This window comes from Ruegeria sp. CI5 (assembly GCF_056536885.1).
The window spans coordinates 1-26,036 of the sequence record NZ_JBQFQN010000006.1 but is presented as its reverse complement, the minus strand read 5'-3'; the positions used below and the strand labels follow the sequence as shown (position 1 = coordinate 26,036).

Here is a 26,036-nt window from a genome sequence, read left to right as displayed (position 1 = left end):
CGAATGGTAGCTTGATCGAAATTTCTTGTAATTGTTTATTTCTCTGCGTTTCTTGTTAACTTATGAACAATCAAAACTGGGATGACATCCGATACGCCCTCGCCGTCAGCCGGCACGGCTCGTTGAACGCAGCGGCCACAGCGCTGGGCGTGACCCATGCAACGGTGCTGCGCAGGGTGGCCGCGTTTGAACGACGCAATGGGTGCGTGATCTTTCAAAAGAACCCGACGGGCTACAGCACGCTGCCCGAGGCCCGGGCCATTCTTTCTGCCATGGAAAATGTCGAGGATGCGGTGCTTTCGGTTGAACGGGCAATCGTGGGCGCGGACCGTTCGCCGACCGGGCGGGTGCGGATTGCCTCGACCGACAGCCTTTGCCAGCTTGTTTTGCCCGGGATACTGAACCGCATTTCTGCGCTTTATCCGGGTTTGGAACTGAGTCTGCTGAGCGGGAACAATCACCATGACCTGTCGCGGCTGACCGCTGACATTGCCGTGCGTCCATCAATCCGCCTGGGCGAAGACTTGGTGGGCGAGCGGGCTGGCGCGTTGGCCTTCGGGGTCTACGACGATGGGTCCGCCAACCGAAAATGGATGCGTTTGGACGGGGCGCTGAGCGGTTCGGTCCCGGCCAGATGGATGGCCGAACATGTGCGGGATGAAGACACGACCATCGGCGCGGACAGTTTCCTTGTGCTCCAGCAGATGGCTGCGACAGGTGTCGGCAAGGCATTTTTGCCGACGTTCATCGGTGATGCGGACCCGCGGTTGCGGCGGGCGCCGGACATCGATCCGGAGATCGAGGTTCCTCTGTGGGTGGCCACGCTTGAAGAGATTGCGCGCACGCCGCGGTTTGCCGTCGTGCAGCGGGCCTTGGTGGAACACCTGCCCGAAGCACTGGGCCGGTAAGGTCAAACCGAAACGGCCGCCCTGAGCTGCTGCTGACCAAGTTCGGATTTTGATCCTTTCAGGAATGGCGACCCGCGTTCCAGCACCAGAAAACTGTCGCCCAGGGAATACGCGAAATCAAAATACTGCTCGACTAGGACGATCGCCATCTCACCTTGATCGCGCAACAGGCGGATGACTTCGCCGATCTGCTTGATGATGTTGGGCTGGATGCCCTCCGTTGGTTCATCCAGCAAAAGCAGCCTGGGTTTCGTGATCAAGGCCCGCGCAATTGCGAGCTGCTGCTGCTGACCGCCTGACAGATCACCACCGCGCCGCGACAGGAACTCTTTGAGAATCGGGAACAGTTCGAAGATGTACCTAGGTATCCTGTGTTCGCTGCGGGGCAGGCAGGCAAAACCGGTTTCCAGGTTCTCGCGGACCGTCAGAAACGGAAAGATTTCTCGTCCTTGCGGAACATAGGCCACACCTTTTCGAGCCAGCTCATAGGATGTGGCCTTGCCGATCTCCTCGCCGCCAAGCCGGTATTCACCGCCGCTGCGGGGGTGCGTTCCGGAGATGGCTTTCAACAGGCTGGTCTTGCCGACGCCGTTGGTGCCCATCACGCAGGTGACCTGGCCCTGACGCGCGGTGATGTCGATCCCGCTCAGGATCTGGCTGCCGCCGTAGTGCAGGGACAGGTCCGAGATTTCCAGAAGCTCAGCGGCCAAGATACACCTCAATCACTTTGTCATTATTGGTGACGTGGTCCAGCGACCCTTCGGCCAGAACTGACCCTTCGTGCAGCACCGTGACCTTACAGTTCAGGCGGCGGACGAACTCCATGTCATGTTCAACCACCACCACGGCGCGGGTTTTGGCGGCCGCGACAAGAATGTCGGTCGTGTGTTCGCGCTCGGCGGGGGTCATTCCGGCGGCCGGCTCATCGACCAGCAGCAACTGCGGATCCTGCGCCAGCAGCATGCCGATCTCAAGCCACTGCTTCTGCCCGTGGCTCAACTCACCCGCCTTGCGGTTCAAGGCATTCTGCAGTCCGATTTCCTCGGCCAGGTCAGCGACCTTCTGATGATCGGCCTGTCCGGCCCGAAACCGCAGGACCGCCAGCGGGCCGCGTTTGTTCCTGAGGGCCAGCATCAGGTTCTCGCGAACGCTCTGGTCCTCGAAGACGGTGGGGCGCTGGAACTTTCGGCCGATGCCGGCCTGGGCAATCTGGCTTTCGCTCATCGACAGGAGCGACACGGATTTGTCACCCCACAGGACATGGCCGTCATCCGGTTTGGTCTTGCCGGTAATGATGTCCATGAACGTCGTCTTGCCCGCCCCGTTCGGGCCGATGACCGCGCGCATTTCGGCTGGGCCAATCTGAAATGTCAGGTTGTTGATGGCTTTGAATCCGTCGAAGGTTACGGACACGCCGGAGACTTCAAGCAACGTGCTCATTCGTCGGCCTCCTTTTCGCGCAGCGACCCAAGGTCCGGCCCCAGATCGGCGCCGTGGCGATCCGGGGTGCGCCGCTCGGCAAATCTGTCGATCAGACCGCCGATGCCCCGAGGCGCAAACAGCGTGACCGCGACAAATGACAACCCAAGCAGTATGGTCCACCAGTCGACCCATTGGATCGTGTAGAATCCCAGCGAGATGTCGGGGGCCTGACCACCCGTGAACCAGGTGGACAGCAGAGAAACGAATGCCGCGCCGATCACCGCTCCGTACAGACGCCCCCGTCCTCCGATCGCCACCCAGACGGCCAGGTAGATTGATGCAATGGGCGCGATCTCGGCTGGATTGATGATGCCGGCTTGAGGGTAGTACAGGGCGCCCGCGATGCCGCAGATCACGGCGGTGAAGGTGAAGATGAACAGCTTGTAGGCTTCGACCGAATATCCAAGGAACCGAACCCGGCTTTCGTCGTCCCGGATGGCGCGAATGACCGATCCGAACTTGCCGGACACCATCCAGACGCAGACCAGATAGCCCAGCCCCAGCGCCAGGGCCGACGCCCAGAAGAACAGGATCGAAACCGTCGATTGCGGCACCGAATCCAGACCCGGCAAATTCTGCAGACCCGACAGTCCGTTGTTCCCGCGCAGCCCGCTGTCGTTCTGAAACAGGTACAGGGACAGCGCCAGCGTCATCGCCTGCGTCAGGATCGACAGGTAGACCCCGGTCACGCGGCTGCGGAAGGCGAGCCACCCGAACACAAGGGCCAGCAAGCCGGGCACCAGTACGACCGCGGCCAGTTGCAAGGGCAGCGAATGCGCAACGGCCCAGATCGGTGGGAACTCGGATGCGCCGACGACGCCGAAGATCTGGGTGGCGATTCCGTCAGAAATTTCCTGGGCCGTTGGCGGCAGGGCCGAGGACGCGAGGCTTTCGATCACGATGATCTCGGTCCGCGCATACATCAGCCACATGCCGATGGCGTATCCGCCGATACCGAAGAAGGCCATATGCCCCAAAGACAGGATGCCCGTGTAGCCCCATACCAGGTCCATCGCCAGGGCCGCAAGGCACAGGCAGAGGGTCTTGCCCAATGTCTTGACGAAGCTGGTGGATATCAGGCCGATCCCGAACCCTTCGCCCAGCACTGTTATGGTCGCCGTGAACAGCGCCAGGACGATCAGAAAGATCGCGACCGAGGGATAGCGCAGCACAAATGGCTTTCGCATCGGGCCGGCTGTGGATGTCATGTCAACCATATCACGCTTCCGCCGCCCGACCCTTGAGCGCGATGATGCCGCGCGGCCGGAATTGAATGAACAGGATGATGAACAAGATCATGTAGGTCTGCGCCGCCAGGGTATTGGACGGGTTGAACCATTCGATCCCCTTCTGCAGCGTGCCGACCATCGTGGCCCCCAGCAGCGTCCCCCAGATGTTGCCCACACCGCCCACGACAACTGTCATGAAGCTTTGCACGATATAGTCGGAACCCATCTCGGACGTGACCTTTGCGTAAAGCCCGATTGCCACGCCGGCAATGCCCGCGATGCCCGAGCCAAAGCCGAAGGTCAGCATGTTGATCCGGTCGGGATTGATACCCATCGAGGACGCCATGCGCGGGTTCTGCGTCACGGCGCGCACCTCAAGCCCCAGCCGGGTCCGGTTCATGACAATGAGGAAAAGCGCGAGGAACAGCAGCGCCAGAACAAAGATCGCGATGCGGATGTAACTGATGGAGACGATATCGTTCAGCACCATCGAACCGTCCAGCCATGCCGGAGCGGTCAGGGGACGGGCCTGGGTTCCAAAGATATTCTTGGCCAGTTGCTGCAGCGCGATGGAAACCCCGAAGGTCGCAAGCAGCGTCTCCAGCGGACGGTGATACAGCCAGCGAATGACCAGACGTTCCAGCAGAACACCGGCGCCGAAGGTCACCAGGAATGCGCAGGGAATGGCGACAATGATCGACAGGGTCAGGTCCGGAATGAACAGTTGAACCACATATCCGGTATAGGCGCCCATCATGATGAACTCACCATGCGCCATGTTGATGACGCCCATGACGCCGAAAGTGATGGCAAGGCCGATGGCGGCAAGGAAATAGATCGAGGCGAGCGACAGCGCATCCAGAACCAGATCCGCCGTCTGGTTGAGAGCGACTTGCGTCTCGATATTGTCCAGCACGGCCTGCGCCGCCAGCGCCACCGGCAACGGCGCCGAGGTGTAGACTCGGTAGAACTTGTACTGTTGCACGGCCTCTGCGATGTCGTCCTGCGTCACCAGCGGAGCGGCGAGCCCCTGATCGGCCAGCAGCTGGTATGCTGCTTGTCGCGCCGCATCTTCGTCCAGACTTGCCACCTGTACGCCCGCGACCCTGTCACCGTCGATATTCGAAATCAGGGTCTCTTTGATGGTGCCGTCGTCTACCAGGGCCGGTGCCAACCCGTTTTCGACCAACAGGTCATAGGCCTGTTTCTGTGTCAGTTCGTCGGACCCGGCCTCGATGGTCACAGCGCCATCCGGAACCGTGTCGGACACCTTGATTTCAGATGCAACAAGGGGATTGAGCGTTGCGCGCACGTCAACGCCCAGATCGCCGGCGAAGCTGTCGATTGCAGCCAGCCTTGCGGCCGCGTCATCATCAAACCGGATCGTCAACAGACGCTCGAGCCGGTCCTTGCGGGCCCGCAGATCCGCGTTCTGCTCTCCGGCAATGGCGCCGCGCAGGGCGGATAGGTGCGAGGGTTCCGCGTCCCGCTCGATCGCCGTCAGCGCTGCGCTTCGGTTCAGCGGGTCGGGGTCGTTCAATTGAAACTGCACCAGCGCCGAAGCGATCAACCCGCGAATGCCCGAGTTCGGCTTGAGTTGTTTGTAGTCCTTTTTGTCGACGACACCGATCTCGGCCCCGTCCGAGATATCGAAAACCCGCAAACCGCCATCGGCCTTGGACGCAAAAACGAAAAGGCCCGTATCCCGGTTGTACCACATGTCCTTGGCCTGCCACCGCTCCAGGACGGTTTGTGCCTCGGGCAATCCGCTCTGCGCCAGGGCGTCAATTGCCGGGCCGATCGTCTTGCGAGAGGATTTTTGAATGACCTCCGCATGGACCTGCAAAAGCTTCTGGACCGGCGCGTCGGAGGATTGGGCTTGCAAAAGACCAGGGGCCACGAACAGCAGCAGGGCAAGCAAAGCCCGGCAAATCGAAAGCGTCATTTGGGGAGACCTCGGCATTGGGCCCCGGGGCACATGTGATGCGCCCCGAGGTATTCCGGTTCAGATCTTAGTAGTTCGATTTGATCTGTACGCAGCTTTTCGTTTCGGTGTTGTACATACCGCAACCCAGCTCTTTCCAATCCGAGATCAGAACCGCGGATTCGGGCAGGTAGTCCGTCCAGGCATCGCCCGGAACCTCTTCGGTCTGGCTGATGATGTCGAACTGACCGTCTTCCTGGATTTCGCCGATCAGAACCGGCTTGGCGAGGTGGTGGTTCGGCAGCATGACGGCCGTGCCGCCCGTCAGGTTCGGGAATTCCTGGCCGTACATGGCTGCGCGCACGGCATCGACATCCGTCGAGCCCGCCTCGGTCGCGGCGTTAACCCACATGTTGAAGCCGATGTAATGCGCTTCCATCGGATCGTTGGTCACCCGATCTTCGCCCATGCGGGCTTTCCAGGCGGCAACCCAGGCCTCGTTCGCTTCGCTCTCTGCCGACTGGAAGTAGTTCCACGCCGCCAGATGCCCGACAAGGTTGGTTGTGTCCAGACCGGCCAATTCTTCCTCGCCGACCGAGAAGGCAACTACTGGGATGTCATCCGCCGAGATACCTGCGGCGGCCAGTTCCTTGTAGAAGCCCACATTCGCGTCGCCGTTGATGGTCGAGATGACGCCGACTTTCTTGCCGTCCGCGCCCAGCGCAACGACATCCGCCACGATCTTGGACCAGTCGGAATGGCCAAAGGGGGTGTAGTTCACGAAGATGTCCTCTTCGGCGATGCCTTTCTGCTTCAGATAGCTTTCGAGGATGTTGTTCGTCGTGCGCGGATACACGTAGTCGGTGCCCAAAAGGGCGAATTTCTCGACCCCCAGTTCCTCAAGGAAGTAGTCCGTTGCGGGGATCGCCTGCTGGTTCGGTGCGGCACCGGTGTAGAAGACGTTCTTCGAGCTTTCTTCGCCTTCGTACTGAACCGGATAGAACAGCAAACCGTTGAGCTCTTCGATGACCGGCAACACGGATTTGCGGGAGACCGATGTCCAGTTGCCAAAGATCACGTCAACTTCGTGGACGGTCAGCAGTTCGCGCGCTTTCTCGGCAAACAGTGGCCAGTCCGAGGCGGGGTCGACAACTACGGCTTCCAACTCGCAGCCCAGCAGGCCACCAGCTTCGTTCTGCTGTTCGACCAGCATCTCCATCGTGTCTTTCAGCGTGGTCTCGGAGATGGCCATCGTACCGGACAATGAGTGCAGAACGCCCACTTTGATCGGGCAATCGGCCAGTGCGGGCAGGGCGGTTGCGAACAATACAGCAGCAGTAGTGTTGAGTAGTTTGGAGTGCATCAGCGTTTCCTTTTGTGCGATGCGCAGCAGGCTTGTCCGGAACGCCGAAACATCCGATATACCCCCCACGCTTAATTGCGGTGTGCGAGGGCGTCATCAGGTTCCTAGGCCGGGCACCTTCGCACATTTTCCAAGCCGTCTTTCGGCGCACCACATTGCTAGGTCAGCTTTTGCCGAGGCTCAGAGTCCGGTGGTGCGAGTTTTTGGATTGATTCAGCGTGTTGCCCAAATTTGCGGCGGTGCCGCATGGTTCGCCCAAAAATGCGGCACTGCAGCGAAGGGTGGTCTCAGACGCCGCCCAGTATCAGCAGGCTGCACTGATCCAGAAGGTCGCTGGCCGTTTGCCGCGCGGCGCTGGCCGCCGTGATGTCCGAGCCAAAGGTCGCCGTATGGAGCAATCGCGCATGAGCGTGTTTTGAGTTCACCCGGTGGCTCAGGACCAGTTCGGCCTCCTCTGCCGTCACGGTCGCCTCAAGCAAGGACACGAAACCGCCGCGAAGCAACTCATAGTCCTGCGCCTTGGGGTCGTTCAGAAGCCAGGCATGCTCCATCTCGGCCGAAAAACGCCCGGCGCAGCCGGCAAACGATTTGACCATGTCGGTTTCAGCATGAAGCAATCCGATGGATGAGAAAGTGCATAGTGCTGAAACGAAAATAGTTTTCAAAGCGCCCATGTATTGATCATTGCAACCGAAAAAGCGCCCGTCAAGGCAGCGCTTTGTGAACTGGCCTGCCCATTTCCCGACAGGCTTCGGTCGCAACGGGTCATGACGGAACCGGTTCCGCGCGCTATTTGCGTCCTGGTCCTACCGGGGCGTATTGAACCCGGTTGAGGGCTGGCCGGACCAGACTAGCTATTGCCCAGATTTGGTTCGGAGAACGGTTTTGCAGATCGTTTGGTTCAAGCGGGATCTCAGGGTGCAGGACAATCGTGCCCTGGCTCAGGCGGCACAGCGGGGGGCGCTGGTGCCGCTTTACGTGGTTGAACCCGATCTTTGGCGTCAACCCGACATGTCGGCTCGACAATGGGCGTTCATCCACGAAACCCTGGTCGAGCTGCGCGGTCAGCTTGCGGAATTGGGCCAGCCCCTGATCGTACGGACGGGCGAGATGCTGTCGGTCCTGGACGATCTTGCACAAAGTTTCGACCTCACGGCCCTGTGGTCGCATGAAGAAACGGGAAACGACTGGACCTTTCAACGGGACAGGCGCGTGGCGTCCTGGTGCCGAACCCGGGGCATTCCCTGGCACCAGCCGCGCAATCACGGGGTTCGCCGCCGTCTGGCGTCGCGCGATGGCTGGGCCAAAGATTGGGATCGCTTCATGAGCGAACCGATCACGCCCGCACCCATATTGCGGCCCATCCCGATGGACCCGGGTGGGATCCCGTCCAACAGGGAACTGGGGTTGCGCCCGGACCCATGTCCACGGCGCCAGTCGGGCGGCCACACGGCGGCGTCGGACCGGTTGACCACATTCCTGAGCACGCGCGGCCGGACCTATCGCAGCGCGATGTCCTCACCTCAGCTGGGGGAACACGCGTGTTCGCGCCTGTCCCCGCATCTGGCATGGGGAACGCTGTCGATGCGCGAGGTGATGCAGGCCACATGGGCGCGGCAGAAAGCGTTGAGCCACACCTCCGACAAACAGTGGCGGGGGGCGATGTCCTCGTTCGAAGGTCGGCTGCATTGGCACTGTCATTTTATCCAGAAACTGGAGGATGACCCCCGGATCGAGTTCCAGAACGTGCATCGCGCCTATGACGGGATCCGCCCCTCGGCCCCGGATTCGCATCGGCTGGAGGCCTGGGCCAACGGTGAGACCGGCCTGCCATTTGTTGACGCGTGCATGCGGTACTTGCGGGCAACGGGGTGGCTCAACTTTCGAATGCGCGCGATGGTGATGGCGACGGCCAGCTATCACCTGTGGCTTGACTGGCGCGCGCCCGGTGAGGTTCTCGCCCGCCTGTTCACCGATTACGAACCGGGCATCCACTGGAGCCAGGTGCAGATGCAGGCCGGCACCACGGGTATCAACGCGCTGCGGATCTACAACCCGGTGAAGCAGGGCCATGATCAGGACCCGACCGGGACTTTTACCCGCCGTTGGTTGCCGGAATTGGCGGATATCCCGGATCGCCATCTGCAAGAGCCGTGGAAGGCCGAGAACGCAGGTGTCGTGCTGGGCAAACGCTACCCGATGCCCATCGTCGATCACGTCGCGGCGGCCCGGTTCGCCCGGGATCGGATCTGGGCGGTGCGGCGCGGGGAAGGATTCCGGGACGAGGCTGCGAAGGTCTTGGCCCGGCATGGCAGCCGCAAGGGGCGTTTGCGGAAAGGAAACAGCCGTGCGGTCACCCGCAACCCGGCGCAATTGTCATTGGATCTGGGGGACTAGATGCGGATGCGGAAAAAGTCGGATCTTCCGACGAAAACCTGCGCCACATGCGGGCGCCCTTTCACCTGGCGGCGAAAATGGGCCAAGGTCTGGGACGAGGTCCTCCACTGCTCGCAGCGTTGCCGCCGAGCCCGATCGTCTTCGACCGGCCAACGCTAGAGGCTGTCGAGTATCTCGCGCGCGCTGTCGCGGTATTGGGCCTGTTTTTCGGGGTCCATCCGGTCCCAGGTTCGGTAGGCATGGCCCAACCTGGGATTGCCACGCAGCTTGTCGGCGTTGCGTGCTAGGAAATCCCAGTACAGTGGATTGAAAGGGCAGGCATTCGCACCGAACTTGCGTTTCACGTCATAGCGGCAATGCGAACAGTGATCCGACATCTTGTTGATGTAGTTTCCGCTTGCTGCGTAGGGTTTTGACCCAAGCAATCCGCCATCGGCGAATTGGCTCATTCCGATCACGTTGGGGGCCTCGACCCATTCATACGCATCGGCGTAAACCGCCAGGTACCACTCGTGGACTTCGTGCGGATCGACCCCGGCCAGCATCGCGAAGTTGCCAGTCACCATCAGACGCTGGATATGGTGGGCATAGGCCTGGTCGCGCGTCTGCCCGATTGCGGCCGCCATGCAGGCCATTTCCGTTTTGGCCGTCCAGTAGAAGTCCGGCAGCGGGCGGGTTGCCCCGAAGTGGTTGCGCTCCGTGTACCCGGGCATTTTCAGCCAATAGAGGCCCCGAACATATTCTCGCCAGCCGATGATCTGACGGATAAAGCCCTCGACCGCATTCAAAGGCGCGCGGCCTTCATAATAGGCACGCTCGACCTGCCGGCAGATCTCCATCGGCCCCAGCAGACCCGCGTTCAGGTAATGCGACAGGACCGAGTGATAGAGGAATGGTTCTGCCTGTAGCATTGCGTCCTGATGGTCCCCGAACAGAGGCAGAGCGTGTTCCACGAAACGGTCCAGCGCCTCGAGCGCGCCGGCGCGGGTCACCGCAAACCAGAACGGGCGCAGTTGTCCGAAATTGCCGCCAAACCGGGTTTCGACAAGGCTCAGAACCTCGGTGGTGATGTCATCCGGGTCGGATCGGGGCGGTTGGGGCATGAACAGATCGGCAGTGGCAGGCTTGCGGTTTTCGGCATCAAAGTTCCAGCGCCCGCCTTCGGGTTGGTCGCCGTTCATCAACAGCCCCGTTTTTCGCCGCATCTCGCGATAGAAATATTCCATCCGCAACTGCTTGCGTCTCTCCGCCCAATTGCGGAACTCCTGGTGCGTGGCGACAAACCGGTCATCTTCCAGCATATGTAGATCGGTTTGGCTTTGGTCCGCCCACTCAAGCAAGGCGGCTTTCAGCCGGTACTCGCCGGGCTCGGTCACCTGAACGTTCGCAATAGACAGATCCCCGATGGCCCGCGCGATCTCGCCTGTGATGGAGCCGGTATTGTCAGGGTCATTCAGCCTGACATAACGAACCTGCCACCCCGCCGCACCGAGCTCATCTGCGAAATGGCGCATCGCCGAAAAGACAAACGCGATCTTCTTTTTGTGATGCGGAACATATTCCGCCTCGTCCGCGACTTCGGCCATCAACACCGTGTCGCGCGCCTTCTCCGCCTGGCTCAAGGCGCTTAAGCTTTGGCTCAGTTGGTCGCCCAGCACCAGGATGAGCCGGCTGGGGGAGCGTTCGTTTGTCTGCGTCATTTCCGTTGAGTTAGGGCCGCCTCTCGGATGAGCAACCTAAACCTCTGGAAAGGTTGCACGGCAGATAAATTGAGGAACTGAAGCGGCAGCGGGAAAACTGGCGGCAAACCACCGAAGTCTGTTCCGAGAAGCTATGGTGCCGCTGAAGGGACTCGAACCCCCGACCCCATCATTACGAATTTTGCCGTCCATGTGTTGGATGTGACCGGATCAAGCCCTCTAAAACCGCATAACTCATTACGATTAAATCACTATTTTGATTGGCGCTCTTGGACAGCATCGGACCTAGCCCGAGAACGTTTGACCTACATTCCCTACTAATCCCCTACTAATCGGGCGCACCCCGCCGCGGACAGAGGCCGTACGGCCCGAATTTGTCTTGCGGTAATGCCGCCCCTCCGTCATCCCAACCCCCTTCTTTCCTCGACCCGGCTACCGCTCGGCGTAGAACGCACGTAGAAACCTTGCGGAATGGCCTCCTGCACCAGCCCGACATGGGAGATCAGACCCACCGCCCGGCTGCCTTCTGTCAGCGCCGCAAGAACCTGAATCACCTGGTCCAACGTGCCCGCCCCGTTCTCGGTATCGAGGCTGCCGAAGCCCTCATCGATAAAGATCGTGTCCATCCGGATCTTACCCGACAGGCTTTCGACCACGTCCGCCAGCCCAAGCGCCAGAGCCAATGCCGCGATAAAGGTCTCGCCCCCGGAAAGGGTCGCCGTCGGGCGCGCCTTGCCGGTGTTGATGTCGAAGACCTCGATTTCGAGCCCACGCTTGCCGCGCCCGCCAGATGCCTCGAGCCCGCGCGTCAGCCGGTATCGACCACGTGTCATAGGGTCGAGCCGCATATTCGCCGCCTCGAGAACCCGGTCGAACATTGCACCAATCGCGAAAGTCTCGAGTGTCATCTTGAAGTCGTTCTTGCCGTTGGCCAGCTCGGCTAGTCCCCGGAGCGGCCCAGTTTCGGACTCAAGCTGCTCGGTTTTGGCCAAGGCCAAAGCCAGCGATTCCTTGAACTTGATAAGGGACGATGCATCCGTTCTTGCCGCGGAAAGCGCATCGTTAGCGGTGTTCAATTCCTGGGTAGCGTTTTCGAGTGCCAGCAGAATCGGGGCGAGGTCCGGGCGCTCGCGATCCGCACAGGCAGCCCTGGCGTTCTGCCAAGTCGTGCGCGCCGCGATCAGGCCCTCACGATGATCGGAAACCGTCTTCCGGTCGGCGTCGAGGGACGAGAAATGGGCTTTGCAGGCCTCATATCCTGCTTTGTCTAATCCGACCTCGGCGAGCCGAGCGCCAAAATCAGTTTGCGCCTTTTCCACGCGCTGCGCCTGCGCATCACGTGCCCGCTTAGCGGCTTCGAGCTGCTCTTGCGCACGGGTTAGCGCTTCGCTCGCCTGTCTATCACCCTGCGTTGCCAGTTCCAGTGCCTCGGAGAGTTGACTCTGCTCGCGTTGCAAAGCCTCCCGCCGTGCAACAACCGCCTCGGGTGTACGCAGCCCTTCAGGCAAGGCCTCAACCACTGTATCCCGCTTGGCGCGAGCCTCAGCTAGTGTCGTCTCAGCCTTTCCTGCGGCTGTGCGCGCCTTAGCCTCGGCAGTCTCAGCCTCGGTCACTTTCCGTTTCAAATCCGCAAGCCGCCCCGCCATTGCCTCAACATCAATGGCCTCTCCAAGCGCAGCGATGGTGTCTTCCAGCCTAGCGATTTCAGCTTCGAGTTCCGCCAACTTCCGCTCAGGACGTTCCTGTTCGTCCAGCGCCCGTTTCTTTTCGTCGAGCCGCGTTTGGCAATTGCCGAGTTCGCTTTCCGCCCGAACCCTCGCTTCGGCTGCGGTTCTTGCCCGAGCCTGTGCGGTACGAAACGCTTCGGTCAAACCAGATTGCTCGGGCGTGCCATGGGCCGGGGTAGGATGTTCGTGGGAACCACACACGGGGCAGGGAGCCCCTTCGGTCAACTTTTCGGCTAGAATGATCGCCTGCGTGCGCGAAAGCCGTGCCTCGGCCTCAGTCAGGGCCACCTCTGCAGCTTGTGCCGCTTCAGTTTCTGTCGCCAGAGCACTCGATGCCTCTTCGACCTTTCGTTCGGCATCGGCGACGGCTCTCTGCGCCTTTGCATGCGCCACCGCCTTGACCCGTTCCCGGTTTGTCTCGGCTAGTTCACCGGTCAGTTTGCCGCGCGCCGCCTCGGTTTTTCGTGCCTGTTCCAGTGCCAGATCGGTCGCATCGCGCCGAGACTGGAGGCGTTCACGGGCCTCTACAGCCTCGGTCAGCGCCTTCTTAGCTGCAGCTTCTTCCATCGCTGCCTCATCAAACGCTGTCTGTAGCTTCGCTGCCTGCCCGACCTGGTTCTCGATCGCCTCTAACCTTGTGAGGTTGGCCTGAACCTGCTGCCGTCGCTCTTCGCCCGACTGCGCATCGATTAGTTTTTGCGCCGCTTGCTTCTTCACTCCATTGGCGGAGTTAAGCTCTGCTTCAGCGTTGGTAACGGCATCCACCGCAAGTTGATGGTCGTGCTCCGCATTGTGCCAAGCCGTCTCAAGATCACGGGCCTGCAAGGCATTGCTGACTGCCTCAACCCGCTTGGCCAGGGCTTCGACCTCACCCGTCTTCGCTTCAAGATCGTCAAGCGCCTGCCGCGCCGTATCGACGGCAGCAAAAGCCTTCTCGATCTGCTCGCCTTCGGTCAGAGATTTGCGCGCGGCTTCGTTCGCCGCCTCTGCGATCTGCTGAATTCCCTGCTTCTCCGCGACTTTGGCTTCCGCCGCAGAAATTCCGAGTTCCAGTGCCTCGGTGCTCTCGAAGCCGCGTTCCTCAAGCCGGGCAACATAGAGCGCACGCTGGTCGCGCAACGCCCGTTCTGCCTCCGAGGCTTCGTCCTTCAGCCGTGCTGCAAGATCGCGATAGATCTTCACGTCAAAGAGATCCCGTAAAATCTCGACCCGCGCATCGGTCTTTGCGGCTAGGAACGTCTCGAACTTGCCTTGCGGCAAGAGCACGATCTGTCGAAACTGATCTGCACCATAACCCAACAGCGCCTCGATATGTTGCCCGACTAGTGAGACCTTCTTTTCAGCAATGACACGGCCAGACTGGCTCTGACCAAGTGTGTCCACCGGAATCCCGGTGACGTCGAATAGTGAGGCTTCCGCCGCGTCCTCGGTCGTCCCTTCACCGCGTGCCTTCGGACGTTCCTGCGCCGGACGACGACGGATCAAGTAGGTCTTGGCACCCAGCTCAAAGACAAATTCGACTTCGGTGGGCAGATCGGGCGCTGCGTGGTCCGAACGGAGGGAACGTGGTTCCTGATCGGTTCTGGTTGGTGCCCCGAAGAGCGCGAAAGACATCGCCGAAAACAACGTCGACTTCCCAGCCCCTGTCTGGCCGTAGATCCCGAACAGCCCCGTTTCCAGCGCAGAGCGGAAATCCACTATTTCAGTGGTCGCGAACGGCCCGAAGGCTTGAAGCGATAGGCGAATGGGTCTCATGTCTGCTCCTCCCCGGAGGCTGCCGCGTGGAGCTTGTCCGCTACGATCGCAACTTCCTCGGCATTGGGCTCCCGGCCACGCACAACCTTTATGAAGTCGTGGACCATCTCGATCGGCGTGGTCGCGGCCCGCCCTGCGTCAAACGAATTAATCTCTGGCGTGCGCGCCTGCCGGGCGTAGGCCAGATGGCAGGCATTGGGGTAGATCGCACGCAACCGCTTCATCGGATCGATCAGAGGGATCTCATCCGTCAGGATGGCCTGGATGAAGTCTTCAGACGGCGTTCCTGCTAAAAGATCCGAGAATGCCCCCGTGAGGGAGCGCACTTGGCGGTTAGGACGGAACGGTACTGTGCGAATCTCGGCCCCCCCAGCTTTCAGATCGACAACAGTCATGGATTTTTCGCTTCCCGCCTCGTCGAAACCAAACGCGAGAGGTGCTCCGGAGTATCGAATATGACGCGCGCCCACGTCCTGCGGCTTATGCAAATGCCCAAGTGCAACGTAATCCGCCCCGTCGAAGACATCAGACGGAACAGTTTCGATGCCACCGACTCGCGTTAGGGCGCGCTCTGTCTCGCCGACCGCGCCGCCCGCGACGAAGGCATGGGCCACAACCACCCAACGCGCTCCTTCGGGCACCTGACCCCTCGCTGCGGCCATCTGGGCCGCGATGACATCTGCTGGCGCGCTGATACCCTCATCTCCGAACACCTCGCGCGCGGCGTACTCATAGGAAAAGGGCAGTGCAGAAAACGCGATCTCGCCATGTTCGTCACGCAGCACAAGCGGAGCTTCTACCGCGTCGGCGATCCCACGCACCAACACTCGCGATTCGGTGGAAAAGACAGACATTGCCTCGATCCGATCGCCAGAATCGTGGTTACCCGAGATCATTACTACGGCGGCCTCGCTCTCCTCCGCTACGCGCTTGAGGAAGCGGTTGAACTGCCGGATTGACGAATTGGGCGGAGAGGCACGGTCAAAAACGTCTCCTGCGATCACAAGAACATCGGCCCGTTCGACCAACAGCGTTTCAAGAATCTGACCGAGGACGGCCTCGTGATCCTCCTCGAGGCTCAACCCCATAAATTGCCGCCCCAGGTGCAGGTCCGCCGTATGAAGTATGCGCATTTGATCAATCCACTTTCTATACGTATAGTAAATGTATGGACTTCCAGCAGGGAGTCAAGTATTGCTTGGCACATGACTCTGGAAGCCCTCAAACACGCGCAACGTGAGCGAATTTTGTTCCTCGACCAATGCCTGACCTGGAGAGGTCAGGCGAACCGTCGTGACTTGATGGAACGGTTCGATATCTCGATGGCACAGGCTGCGGTAGACTTTCGAACCTATCTGTCGCTGACAGATACGCCGCCAGTCTATGATGCCGCTGAGAAGGCCTATTTTTCGAGCGGCGACCATAACCCGTTGACGGATGCTGGCCCGGAGCAAGTTTTCGAATTGCTCGATCAAGAGACGACATCGCTGGGCGCGAGCATCCCTCTTCCTAATCGCGTGATGGAACCCACCGTCGTCGCGCAACTCTACCGAGCCATGAAGGGCGAACGAGACATCCAGATTACCTACACCTCGATGACGAGCGGTCTCTCCGGACCGCAGTGGATCAGTCCGGTGCGTTTCCATTTCGACGGAGAGGCAATTTATCTCCGCGCATGGAGCTATAAGCACGAGACCTACCGCGATTATCTCCCGATACGAATAACTAAGCAAACTGAGGCGGCAACGCGGTACAGGGCGTCTCCGCTACCGGTTGACATGGACTGGAACAAATTTGTGCGCATGTGGATACGTCCGCGTTCAAGTCTATCCGATGCACAGGCGCGGGCTGTCCGGCTGGAGTACGGCTTTGAAGACCGAACGCACATAATAATCGAAACTCGGAAGGCGCTTGCATTCTATGTCATCAGACGGTGGCGGCTGAATCAGGAAAAGGCCCGGCTTGAGTTGGAAACGATTGAAGACGTGGACGTGTGATGGCTTGTACGGTCCATATTAGTCGTCCGCTTGGCCTCAGAGGCTGCGATGTGCGTAGGTTCCATTTTGATAACCGCCGGCCGCACAACTTCCTGACTGCGCCAGGCTCTGCAAACCGTGTAATCCTTGGCCACCCCACCCCAAGCACGGGCCATTCGCACGTGCAGTGGTCAGCCGCTCCCAGGTCACCCTCTCTCACGGGCCATTTTGCGGCCAGGTGCGACCAACTCAGAGGCCTGACAAATGGCCGAAAAATGATTCATTGCTCCAGGCTGGAAGTACCCTTCATACTCCGAAGACCTCGCCATAGTTGGTATTAGCTATTGTTTTCGCTTCCGAATTGGCTCCGCTCGAAGCCACAGACCATTGAAGAGCCCAAGGCCACTGGGTTGACCGAGACGGTTCTTTCGGGTGCGCCGAAGGTCGGGACCAATATCGACCGCCCTGTCATCGACCTCTATCGACCGCACATCACGTCTGACGACTGTCTCATAGTGACCGGCTATCAGGACTTCCTATCGTCGCTCGCCGTCTTGATGAGAGAGGTCAAGGAGCTCAAAGACCCTGACGCAGAAGCTGACATCCGCATTCGGATATCGTTCGGTGTCGATACGGCGAACGCTCGACGGTTGGCAAAGCCGAGGCCAGTGACCGAAGAGATGAAGCTCTATTGGCTGGAGAAGTCCGGCCTGCAGGTCGAGGATGACGACGATCTGCTGGCGGTGCTGGCGAAGCGAGCGATCCAAACACGCAAGATTGAGCTTCGTGTCTTTGACCCTGTGCTGGCCCAGGCGCGCCTTGGGATCAGCGGCGATCGTCGGATGCACTCCAAGATCGTGAGTTCGCGGGTGGGCGCGGTGGCAGGCTCGGCGAACTTTTCGCGCTCTGGCCTCTACAGCAACATTGAGTACGCGGATGGGCTCGATACTGGTTCTCACGAGCTGCAGCTTGAGCGCGCCCGAGCGGCTGAACAGATTTGGGAGGTTTCGGCCGACTGGACCGAAGAAGCACTCGAGATCCTCGATAGGCTGATAAAGCCTGCAACGGCAGAAGACGCCATGGCGCGGATGATCTCGGAGCAAAAGGGCTTCGAGCCCTGGCTGACTGGAAGCCGCCAGGAGATCACCGGCCACACGCTCTACGAATATCAGCAGGAGCTGACCTACGAGGCCTGCTCGATCACATACGATCACGGCATCGCCTTCGTGGAGGCGCCTACAGGCTCGGGGAAAACCGAGATCGGATGCCATCTCGCCGAGGCTCTATCGGAGACATTTTCACGGGTCATTCCTCGCTCCCCCGTACATGGCGTCGCCGGGAAGAACGCGGCGGTGATAGCGCCACCCAAGGTCATCCCGAGCTGGGTGAAGCACTCGACCAACTCCCTAGAGGCCATAGCCAACACAAGTCTGTCAAAGAAGCGCCAGCGAGGGGCCGGCGACGATAGGAAATCGGGTCTGAGACTCGATCAATTTGGCGTGCTCATCATCGACGAAAGCCATACGGTGACGCCTGGCTTCGAACAGGCATCCCAGATGGCCGCGGCGGTCGAGCTCGCGCCACCCAGCTGGAACGTCTGCTTGTCCGCAACCCTTCTGGGCAATCGCGACGTCGATTGGCTAGCACATATGCAGGAGAAGCGCGCGTCCATCTTCATGACGCCGGACTACATCCAGGCCATGGGCGAGTTGTTTGAACGTGAGATGCAAAGCTCACCCGATATCTTCGACCAGAAGGCACCCCTTGCTGTTCTATCGGAGCCAGAGACCGCTCTTTCGAGGCAGGCACGCACAGAACTGTCCGAGCTCATTTCGCCTTTCTTGGCACGCCGTCAGCGTCGATGCATTGGCGAAGACGAGGATCGCTCCAAACACAGCTACCCGAAGCTGGCCAATCACGGACGGCCCAATAAGCTGAAGCTCACGAAGCCTCAGAAGGCGCGTTTCGACGAAATCGTTGCGCTCTGCAATGAACTCGCGCCCGGCGGTAGGGTTACGGCTGTCGAGAAGAGCCGCTTTGGACACGTTGAGGCGCAGCAGAGTACCCAGGATCAGCTCCATATCCGCAACCTGCTGAACATCCTCCGAGTGAGCGCAGCGCAGGCAGCCTGGGAAATGTCCCATGGAGTCATCGGAAAGTGGCTGCGGGAATTTGAACAAGGGTCCAAGAGCAAGCGGAGGGCGCCACACCCTGGTCAAGTCGACATGTTCGCGCTGCTTGGCATCGATGCGTTAGCCGCCCCCGAAAAGTGCGATGCCCTAGCCAAAAAGCTCGCTTCACAGCCGCTGCAAGAATTGGATGCGAAGCGATATGAAGCTTGCCTGCGCATCCAGAAGCAGAAGGATCGGGTTGTCTTTCTTGCAGAGCGCACGGACACGCTCGAAATCTTCGCTGAGGCGCTTTCCCGCCGCGGTCACCACACGAACTTCGTTGTTGGCAGTCAGACCAAGGGCGATGAAAGGGCCGTGAAGGCCATCTTTGGCAGCGGACCGGATGGCTTCAAGCGGATCACGCATGGCAAGTCGGTAGAGTCCTACTTCCGCCCTGGTGGGAAGAATGCGCCGGAGGGGCCTGCCTCGGTCTTCCTCACCTACAAGATGGCTGAAGGAATTAACCTTCAGTCCGCTGACACGCTTGTTCTCCTCGGGGTCACGTCGTACCTGAAAGAACTAATCCAGGGATTGGGGCGTATCGACCGGATCGATAGTCAGTTCGGAATTGTGAACTACCACCTCGTCGATGTTCCCGTTGGTCAGTTTGCATCAGACGAGAAAGTCACCAACCGCATCGAGAACTATCGGACACTCGCAGGGGAAGAGCTGATTGACGCCGTGCAAGAGGTTGGCTCCGAGGACACCGAGGTGATCCTGGAGAGCGTCACGCGCTATCTCGGATCAACCAGGCGGATGCGAGACAACAATTTCCACGACGTTCTCGCTCGGACCAAAGAGAAGATTTCTTCAGGGCGCTATGGCCTCATCAGCAAGGCCAGGATCGAAGGGACTTGGGGCGCGGAATTGGCGCTTCTGTCTGCCAGAGAGAGTTTCACCGCCCTGCACCTGAAGGGCGTCGACAAACCGACCATCTTCTTCCCTCCGCGTTTGCTGCTGCTGCGGCCCTCTCAGACCGGCCTGCTGTTGGCGCGGAGTCAGTTGGCCTGTGCCAAGACCCTTGAGTCGGCATACGAGAGGACCAAGAGCCTCGGCTTGGAGCAGACGAGAACGACCGAGGAAGATCTGGCTAACGCGCTTGAAACCGTATCTGCCCAGCTTGGACGGCTCACAGAATGGGACCTGCGTCCGGCACGCGTCGAAAGCCTGATGAAGGCATGCGCTGAGTTCATGAGCCGACGTGGGGACGTGGAAACCGATGATCGAGGGATGTTCGGGCACCTATCCTTGCCTGCAATCGAAATGATCTGCGAGTCTTGGAGCAGGTTGCTCGACCCTTACTGGGAGCGAGCCAAGCAAGAGGTGCGGGACAGCTTCGCCTATGAGGACCTGCCGAACGGGTACATCGCGATCCAGGCAATCCTGGAGAAGCTCGAAAGCGATCTTCCGGGCGCTGACGAAGTCCACGAAAAGATGTCCAAGGTGATCGAGGACGCAGAGCTCGTGTCCAGGGGTCACGAGCCAGAGATTGGGCGCCGGGTTTCAGTTGTGTTCTTTTCAGGCGGAACAGGCGAACACTGACCCTACAAAAACTCAAAAAGTTCAAAAGTATTGCATAGCAGTCTGTTGGACATCAAATCGAAGCTGTGAAACTGGATATTTGGATTTCAATATGACGACAATTCCTTGCCACGGCCGAATATCCTGCCGACTCTGCTGGCCTGAAACCGACAAGGTGATCCGGACCTTCGAAGATAAAAGCAGCACAGGCCTGAAACTCAAATTTCACTTTGAAAATAACCCTGGAGCATGGGGTTCAAGCAACCCTCTCATTATGGTCCTGGGTCAAACAAAAGGCTTCACGCAAAGTGACGATATGGCCAGGGCAACGACTGCGCAGGGATACGAGGCAGTAGCATTTTCAGATTGCCGTATAGAACTTCACGCAATCCTACGATCAGTAGGCCTAGCTGATAACTTAAAGAACATTGATCCATTATTTCGAGCAGATGAGCCAGATTGGCACTGGGGCTCACTGATCCGCTGCACACTGGCGGCTTGGGACAAGTCGATCGATAAAAAGACAGAAAAACCAAAAGGCTGGTCTAGTTCTTCGAGCTTGGTTGGCCGTTCTTACAGCGCAAAGGAAGCAAGTGCCATCCCGAACAACTGCGTGAAACGGTTTCTATCAGATCTGCCTGACCGCCTCCGCCTTGTGATTTTGTTGGGGAACTCAGCGGACCACATTGAGCGTGTCCGAACAGTGATTGGTGATCTCTACCAAGACCTTAGGATTCATTCCCAAGCGCCAGAAGTAGCCTACTTGGCTGGGGGAGTGGCTTGGGTTCACGTCGTTCATCCCTCTGGTGCGGCTCGTGGCTATCATCGCCAGTTCATTGACGCTGAACCCGGTACAGCACAGGGCCGGAAGGCACTTGAAGCGCGCCGGGCCATAGCCATTGCTCTTGGAGATTCGTTGTGATTCTGGAGAATTTTTTCTTAAAAATCAGAGGTTACTTTGTGAGTGCTGACCTGCTCGATTTTTCCAACCGTCGCACGGAGTGGCTGCTTAGACAGTTCAAATAGATGCGACAGATAGGAGACACCCCGCTCCATCCACGGCTTTTTGCAGCTGTGGGCCGGTCGCGCTTACCCGGTTCACTCTCTCTGGCAACCCTTTCGGAAAGTTGGGATCTACTGTCTGTCACCCGCTTTGCAGAACGCTATGATCACCGCTATCCTTCTTCCCAAAAGCGCTCAAGTAGGCAGGCGTCATGGACGATTTTCAGTTTGCAATAGCTCGCTTCCTAGCTTCCAAAGCAAAGCAAGGGCTGCGAACCACCTATCAAGAGTTGGCCGATGCAGTCGGATGGTCGCATCCAACAGGACGCGGACTCGGCAAGAACCTATATGCGGTTCTTCACTACATGCACGACATGAAGCTGCCGCCTCTAACGACGATCCTTGTTCGAAAGGGCCAGCGCTACCCCGATTACGATGCGCTGGGGTACATTCGCGAGGCCATTGGGGACGTGGACATTGATGATGCCCAGGCCGAAGTGTTCGCCTATGATTGGAGCAAGGTTCCAGAACTACGTTCGGTCTCAGATGGGCTTCCCGGAGGACAAAAAATCTGGAAAGCATCGCTCAAGGGGCGCGCAGTTCCCGACAACGATAGTGGGCGCAACGCATTTCTACTGAAGTTCAACGGAAAGCTTCACGGTCCTGGAGGCGTCTCGCGACCGCAAAGACTAGCAGACTGGGATGACAAGGTCCTGAGAATGCCTTGGGAGAGCTCAAGAGCAAGCTCGCGGAGTGACAAATCGCCCGGCCCCAAAGTCGGTATCGGTGACCTGCTTTATCTTTGGGCTCACGAAGATGAGGCTTTCGGATCCGGATTAGGTCTGACAGGCATCGCAAAGGCAAAGCGTGTCAGCGAAGGAGACGGTACTCTACATATTCAACTTGGCGATCTTGCACTACTTAAGCATCCGTTTGGCTTCAGGCTCATTGCCAAGGAAGGTTGGCAGTCAACAATTCTTGACCGTATACATGAAGATCGCAGCCCTCGGTCTTGGGTCATGACCTCCGATGAGCAGGCAGAGATTGACAAGGTTATTTTGACCTACGGTTCAAGAAAGACTGAAGCATTTTCGCGAGTTGAGCATGATCATTTGTCACCTTTGGATCGTGCCCTTTCCGAAGATCGTGACGCCGTTTTGGCAGCCGAACAAGAGCGAAAGACCACGACTGCCAAGGCTAGACCTGAACAGCAGAAATTCCGGGAGGAAGCAATGAAGCGTCACGCAGGCCGTTGCGTGGTTACCAGCTTCAAGGTCTCTGCCGTTCTAGAGGCTGCCCATGTCATACCCCACACCGGAAACCCGGCATTCGAAGTTCCGGAGAATAGCCTGATCCTCAGGCGAGATATCCACGCGTTGTTTGACGCAGGCATGATAGCAATAAATCCAAAATCGGGGATGCTAATGGTTTCATCCGACCTAAAGTCTTCCGCCTACAGGGAGCTTGCAGGCAAAACCGTTGATCACAAACTTGCTTCGGCTTCTTTATTGTACCAGTACGCTCGTTTCAAGAAATCCACATTCTGAATAGCAGCCGTATTTGCCGATGGCGTAACAGCCTTATCGTGCGTGATCTGGCTTCGCGGCCTGGGCCGCAAAGTTCTGGAATTGTTTCGTCAAAGAGGACTAGAGTCCTGCGGCCAAAAAACGTAATCAGCCCTCCACAAGTGAACCGTTCCGCAACGGTTGAAGAATTGCCGGACTCGGGCCGCCACGCTCCTTTGAGCAGGCAACAAATAATTTACTTTTTGCCCGTGTGGCACCAAGATACGCTCGAGAAAGATGCTGTCTCCATTGATATAGGTCACGATTATCTTCAAGTAGGTCAGCCTTGTCTGAATGAATAAGAAAGACAATTTCAAACTGAAGCCCCGCGACATACTCTGGCATACTAAAAACGCACCTAGATTTGGAATATCGAAGTTCCTTAAGATCCTCCCGCGAGTCTACTGTTATTATTCTATCTCGGATCCGACCAGCCTTTCGGTATGTATCAAAAAGCTCGTCATTGCAGCAAAGGATGGCCACTTCGCGACCCTTTCCTTCGACTTCCTTAGCAGCTTTCTGGGCCAAGCTAGTGATCGTATCGATGAGATCGATGTTCGTCTCATACTTCAGCAACCTGGGAGTATCACCTGAGGCCTTCTGAGATTCCCCTCTATAGGTTTCATACTCACCCTCCAAGTCCAAAGTCGGGAATGACGCATCCAAATCGGCCAGAAACGCTCCAATTTCCGGTGTCGACCGATATACCTTGTTAAGGTCGACCGTTTCTGATTCACCGACACCGGGGTTTCTAAAACGCTGAATACCTCCACCAAGGCTGCCATCTGTCGTACTCTGCTTTAGATCGTATGCCATGAAAACTGGCCAGCGACCCTTATGGCACGCTCTTGGCTTGAAAAGGTTCTGAAATGTCATTGTCTCAAGGCGATTAAAGTAATGATACTCATCTACGAATATTACGTCAAATCCCCGTTCTTCCTTCAGCTGCTCCCATTCGTGAGTGCCTAGATATCTAGCGTAGTCGGCAATCAGCTGGTCCATGCTCAAAACACTATTGTCGCGGAGCTTTGCTCTATAGGATTCGTAGATTAAAAGCATTAGTTCACGATCAGTCTTACTCGGCAGAATCATCTGCCAAGACTGTCGGGCACTGCTCAGATACTTATCGCCCGCTGGGTTACCAAGGCGCACGTTCTCCGCGTCAAGAACGCAAGCGAATTCATTCTGGATTGCTTTGATCGTTGCATCAGGGAGCTCATCGATGTCGATGATTGGGCCAAAGGTCGAACTAGCCGGAATAACTCTCAACCTGGCCTCTGGGTCATGCCGTACTTCTTGTACTGCTTCATTAATGAGAACTTCCTGGAAGAACCGCCCCTCTCGACCATCTAACGAGAGAGGCTCTAAACCCTTACTCGAGAAGCCCAGGCTCTTTTCTGCCATTTCATAGAGAGTTCCGATCCACAATTTGGGGTACCCAGTGGAAGTTGTTAGTTTATTCCACCGCTCGTTGGGATCCATGGCATGTAGCATCGCTCTGAGCACGTCGTGGGCTAGCGCCGCGCTATGTGTGAGAAATGCGAAGGACTTATCACCACCTTTGTCTGCATCTTCAAAAAGGTCGCGAAGGCACTTTACCGCCATAGCTTGCGTCTTTCCGGTGCCAGCTGCGCCCCTAAGGCGAACCGGCTCCAGGTGTGACTTCTCAACAAACAGCATTTGCTCAGAATTAAGTTTTGTCTCTAACCACTCATCAAGCTTTCCCGGTGAAAAAAACACGTTTTCTAAGGGTTCGCTCAAAAGAATTCCAAAGTTACCAACAGCCTCCCCCGGTGCAGCCGAACGATCCGTCAAGACTGCGTCAACCAAATGCTCTAAAACACCATTCATCGCGGCACTGCACATATCAAGTGAATCGAAACTCACAGTGTTTTCTGTCATGTTGAACGCGTAAAGGTGTCCGTTGCCATTCGCATTTTGATTGAAATGAAGTCTTGCTCCGCCTGGATTCGCGGTAGCATACGCATAGATCGAAAGTATGGAGCCGTCATGGAATGGCTGCCAGCTTTTGGGCAGCGATATGCTGCGATCGTTTGCTCTGGAAGAAACACGCAGGATTCTAGTGAATATCTCCGGGGCAAAAATCCGATTCTCCCCCTCGAAGATTTTCAAGTTTATAGTTGTGAAATTATCTTCTATATCAGCATCGTCTGTTAAAATATAGAGATGCCTCCCACACTCAATTCTTCGCAAGTCTTTTGAATCTGCCGTTCCGTAGTAATCAAACCATGCGTCTTCGATAAATGCGGCGCTGAGAAGATTTACAGCTTGAGCGTTCAGTGTAAGTGTTTCAAATTTATCCGACATTTGTGTTTTCCCGCTCCTCGATCGTCCACTCGATTACCTGCTTGCAATCATTTTCGAACTCTTTCGGTGAGCCAATTCTTGAAAATAGGAATGCCATTTTTTGAACTATCTGGAACTTCACTGCATCGGAGAAACGTCCAATCCGGTGCAGGGCGCCAGGTTCGTCATTTATTCGAGCTTCCATTGCAGACCTGTAAACTGAAGCTTCATTTGATCCGTGCACCCTCCTGAGGAGCACAATGTAGCCCTTAGAGTCGCCCTCCGGCAGGTTTGGGACCAGAAAGAAGTCAGGGAAGCCTTCTTGCTTCACAATGAATTTCTGAAACTCGGTCAGATTCTTTGTTGGGTCCTGTTCTATTAGTTTTTGGCATTTCTCAAGGATATCAAGCGCATTCTTCCCTGAAATTTGCTGTATTGATAACCTAAATGCTTCAATGCTATCTTCTAACTTCTTGTTCTTCACTCCAAGCGAGCTCAATATTTCCTTTGATTCTTGGCGACCCGCCCAAGATTTTAATTTTCGGAAGTCTAGAGATCCAACTGGAATCTCCTGCTTTCTGATTATTGCGTTGACCTGTTCACAAATTTGCTTTGCTTGCTTTTCCGCTAATTTTTCCAATTGTTGTGGCGCCCAAAAGTTTTCCCAGTATTTTTGTGCAGGGATGATTTCCAGCCATGACAAATGGCCTTGATTCTTCTTGTTTGCTAAATCGCAATCGGCATTAACCACCATACCCCAGGCTGCGTCTTTTCTGGTTATCGGTTCACGGAACCTCCTAATGATGTCGCCTTGTCGAAATTCAATGTTGTCAGCAACTGTGCTGAAGTACTCCGGCATGTTCTTGATCTCTCAGTTCCACTTGTGTCCGTCGTCAGAGATTTTGGGCCAGTTGGCAGCCTGAGCTAAGAGAGGGTCTGGCTCATCTGGTTAGTTTGATTATGCGGCGGATTTGCGGTGAAGCAAGCGCCGGGTTTCGATGGTCTTCTG

General features: G+C 57.5%; 18 protein-coding genes. 7 read left to right on the top strand and 11 right to left on the bottom strand.

Going from position 1 to position 26,036, the window contains the following annotated elements; all coding sequences use genetic code 11:
• Positions 1-62: 62 nt before the first annotated feature.
• Positions 63-908, top strand: coding sequence for a LysR family transcriptional regulator (locus ACR0BA_RS16100; RefSeq protein ID WP_480728946.1), 846 nt, complete (start codon positions 63-65; stop codon positions 906-908).
• A gap of 2 nt (positions 909-910) precedes the next feature.
• Here ACR0BA_RS16100 and urtE read toward each other — a convergent pair whose 3' ends face one another.
• The 6 genes from urtE to ACR0BA_RS16070 form a co-directional block, all read right to left on the bottom strand.
• Positions 911-1,618 (bottom strand): urea ABC transporter ATP-binding subunit UrtE, encoded by a 708-nt coding sequence (urtE, locus tag ACR0BA_RS16095; RefSeq protein ID WP_480728944.1) that lies wholly within the window; start codon positions 1,616-1,618, stop codon positions 911-913.
• Positions 1,608-2,348 (bottom strand): urea ABC transporter ATP-binding protein UrtD, encoded by a 741-nt coding sequence (gene urtD / locus ACR0BA_RS16090; RefSeq protein WP_170342806.1) that lies wholly within the window; start codon positions 2,346-2,348, stop codon positions 1,608-1,610. Before urtD ends, urtE begins: the two co-directional genes overlap by 11 nt.
• Entirely contained in the window at positions 2,345-3,598 is a 1,254-nt protein-coding gene (gene urtC, locus ACR0BA_RS16085; RefSeq protein WP_480729084.1) for an urea ABC transporter permease subunit UrtC, read from the bottom strand. The genes urtD and urtC overlap by 4 nt, the downstream gene beginning before the upstream one ends.
• Before the next feature lie 10 nt (positions 3,599-3,608).
• A complete protein-coding gene (urtB, locus tag ACR0BA_RS16080) occupies positions 3,609-5,564 on the bottom strand; it encodes an urea ABC transporter permease subunit UrtB (protein ID WP_480728942.1) in 1,956 nt (651 codons plus the stop codon).
• Positions 5,565-5,631: 67 nt separating this feature from the next.
• Complete coding sequence (urtA, locus tag ACR0BA_RS16075; protein ID WP_170340831.1) at positions 5,632-6,906, bottom strand: urea ABC transporter substrate-binding protein; 1,275 nt, start codon at positions 6,904-6,906, stop codon at positions 5,632-5,634.
• A 287-nt stretch (positions 6,907-7,193) separates the two neighbouring features.
• Positions 7,194-7,502, bottom strand: coding sequence for a hypothetical protein (locus tag ACR0BA_RS16070; RefSeq protein ID WP_170340832.1), 309 nt, complete (start codon positions 7,500-7,502; stop codon positions 7,194-7,196).
• 271 nt (positions 7,503-7,773) lie between these two features.
• Between ACR0BA_RS16070 and ACR0BA_RS16065 the strand changes: the two genes are divergently transcribed.
• Both ACR0BA_RS16065 and ACR0BA_RS16060 read left to right on the top strand, forming a co-directional pair.
• Entirely contained in the window at positions 7,774-9,303 is a 1,530-nt protein-coding gene (locus ACR0BA_RS16065; RefSeq protein ID WP_480728940.1) for an FAD-binding domain-containing protein, read from the top strand.
• Positions 9,304-9,462 carry a DUF2256 domain-containing protein gene (locus ACR0BA_RS16060; protein ID WP_480728939.1) on the top strand — a complete coding sequence of 53 codons (159 nt, stop codon included), beginning with the start codon at positions 9,304-9,306 and terminating at the stop codon, positions 9,460-9,462.
• Here ACR0BA_RS16060 and ACR0BA_RS16055 read toward each other — a convergent pair.
• The 3 genes from ACR0BA_RS16055 to ACR0BA_RS16045 all read right to left on the bottom strand — a co-directional run bounded on the left by ACR0BA_RS16055 (position 9,459) and on the right by ACR0BA_RS16045 (position 15,618).
• Positions 9,459-11,003, bottom strand: a complete 1,545-nt coding sequence (locus ACR0BA_RS16055) for a cryptochrome/photolyase family protein (RefSeq protein ID WP_480728937.1) — start codon at positions 11,001-11,003, stop codon at positions 9,459-9,461. The two genes, ACR0BA_RS16060 and ACR0BA_RS16055, sit on opposite strands and share 4 nt — an antisense overlap.
• 401 nt (positions 11,004-11,404) lie before the next feature.
• Positions 11,405-14,485, bottom strand: coding sequence for an AAA family ATPase (locus tag ACR0BA_RS16050; RefSeq protein WP_480728935.1), 3,081 nt, complete (start codon positions 14,483-14,485; stop codon positions 11,405-11,407).
• On the bottom strand, positions 14,482-15,618 hold the full coding sequence (locus ACR0BA_RS16045) for an exonuclease SbcCD subunit D (protein WP_480728933.1): 1,137 nt from the start codon (positions 15,616-15,618) through the stop codon (positions 14,482-14,484). Before ACR0BA_RS16045 ends, ACR0BA_RS16050 begins: the two co-directional genes overlap by 4 nt.
• Before the next feature lie 72 nt (positions 15,619-15,690).
• Between ACR0BA_RS16045 and ACR0BA_RS16040 the strand changes: the two genes are divergently transcribed.
• The 4 genes from ACR0BA_RS16040 to ACR0BA_RS16025 all read left to right on the top strand — a co-directional run bounded on the left by ACR0BA_RS16040 (position 15,691) and on the right by ACR0BA_RS16025 (position 22,702).
• A complete protein-coding gene (locus ACR0BA_RS16040) occupies positions 15,691-16,482 on the top strand; it encodes a BrxR family transcriptional regulator (protein ID WP_480728931.1) in 792 nt (263 codons plus the stop codon).
• 389 nt (positions 16,483-16,871) lie between these two features.
• Positions 16,872-20,174 (top strand): DEAD/DEAH box helicase family protein, encoded by a 3,303-nt coding sequence (locus ACR0BA_RS16035; RefSeq protein WP_480728929.1) that lies wholly within the window; start codon positions 16,872-16,874, stop codon positions 20,172-20,174.
• 91 nt (positions 20,175-20,265) lie between these two features.
• Entirely contained in the window at positions 20,266-21,075 is an 810-nt protein-coding gene (locus ACR0BA_RS16030) for a hypothetical protein (protein ID WP_480728927.1), read from the top strand.
• Between the two features lie 292 nt (positions 21,076-21,367).
• Positions 21,368-22,702, top strand: a complete 1,335-nt coding sequence (locus tag ACR0BA_RS16025; RefSeq protein WP_480728925.1) for an HNH endonuclease — start codon at positions 21,368-21,370, stop codon at positions 22,700-22,702.
• Positions 22,703-22,828: 126 nt separating this feature from the next.
• On the opposite strand, the gene ACR0BA_RS16020 is transcribed toward ACR0BA_RS16025, so the two are convergent.
• Positions 22,829-25,048 (bottom strand): UvrD-helicase domain-containing protein, encoded by a 2,220-nt coding sequence (locus ACR0BA_RS16020; RefSeq protein ID WP_480728923.1) that lies wholly within the window; start codon positions 25,046-25,048, stop codon positions 22,829-22,831.
• Positions 25,038-25,886, bottom strand: a complete 849-nt coding sequence (locus ACR0BA_RS16015) for a hypothetical protein (protein WP_480728921.1) — start codon at positions 25,884-25,886, stop codon at positions 25,038-25,040. The genes ACR0BA_RS16020 and ACR0BA_RS16015 overlap by 11 nt, the downstream gene beginning before the upstream one ends.
• Positions 25,887-26,036 lie beyond the last annotated feature (150 nt).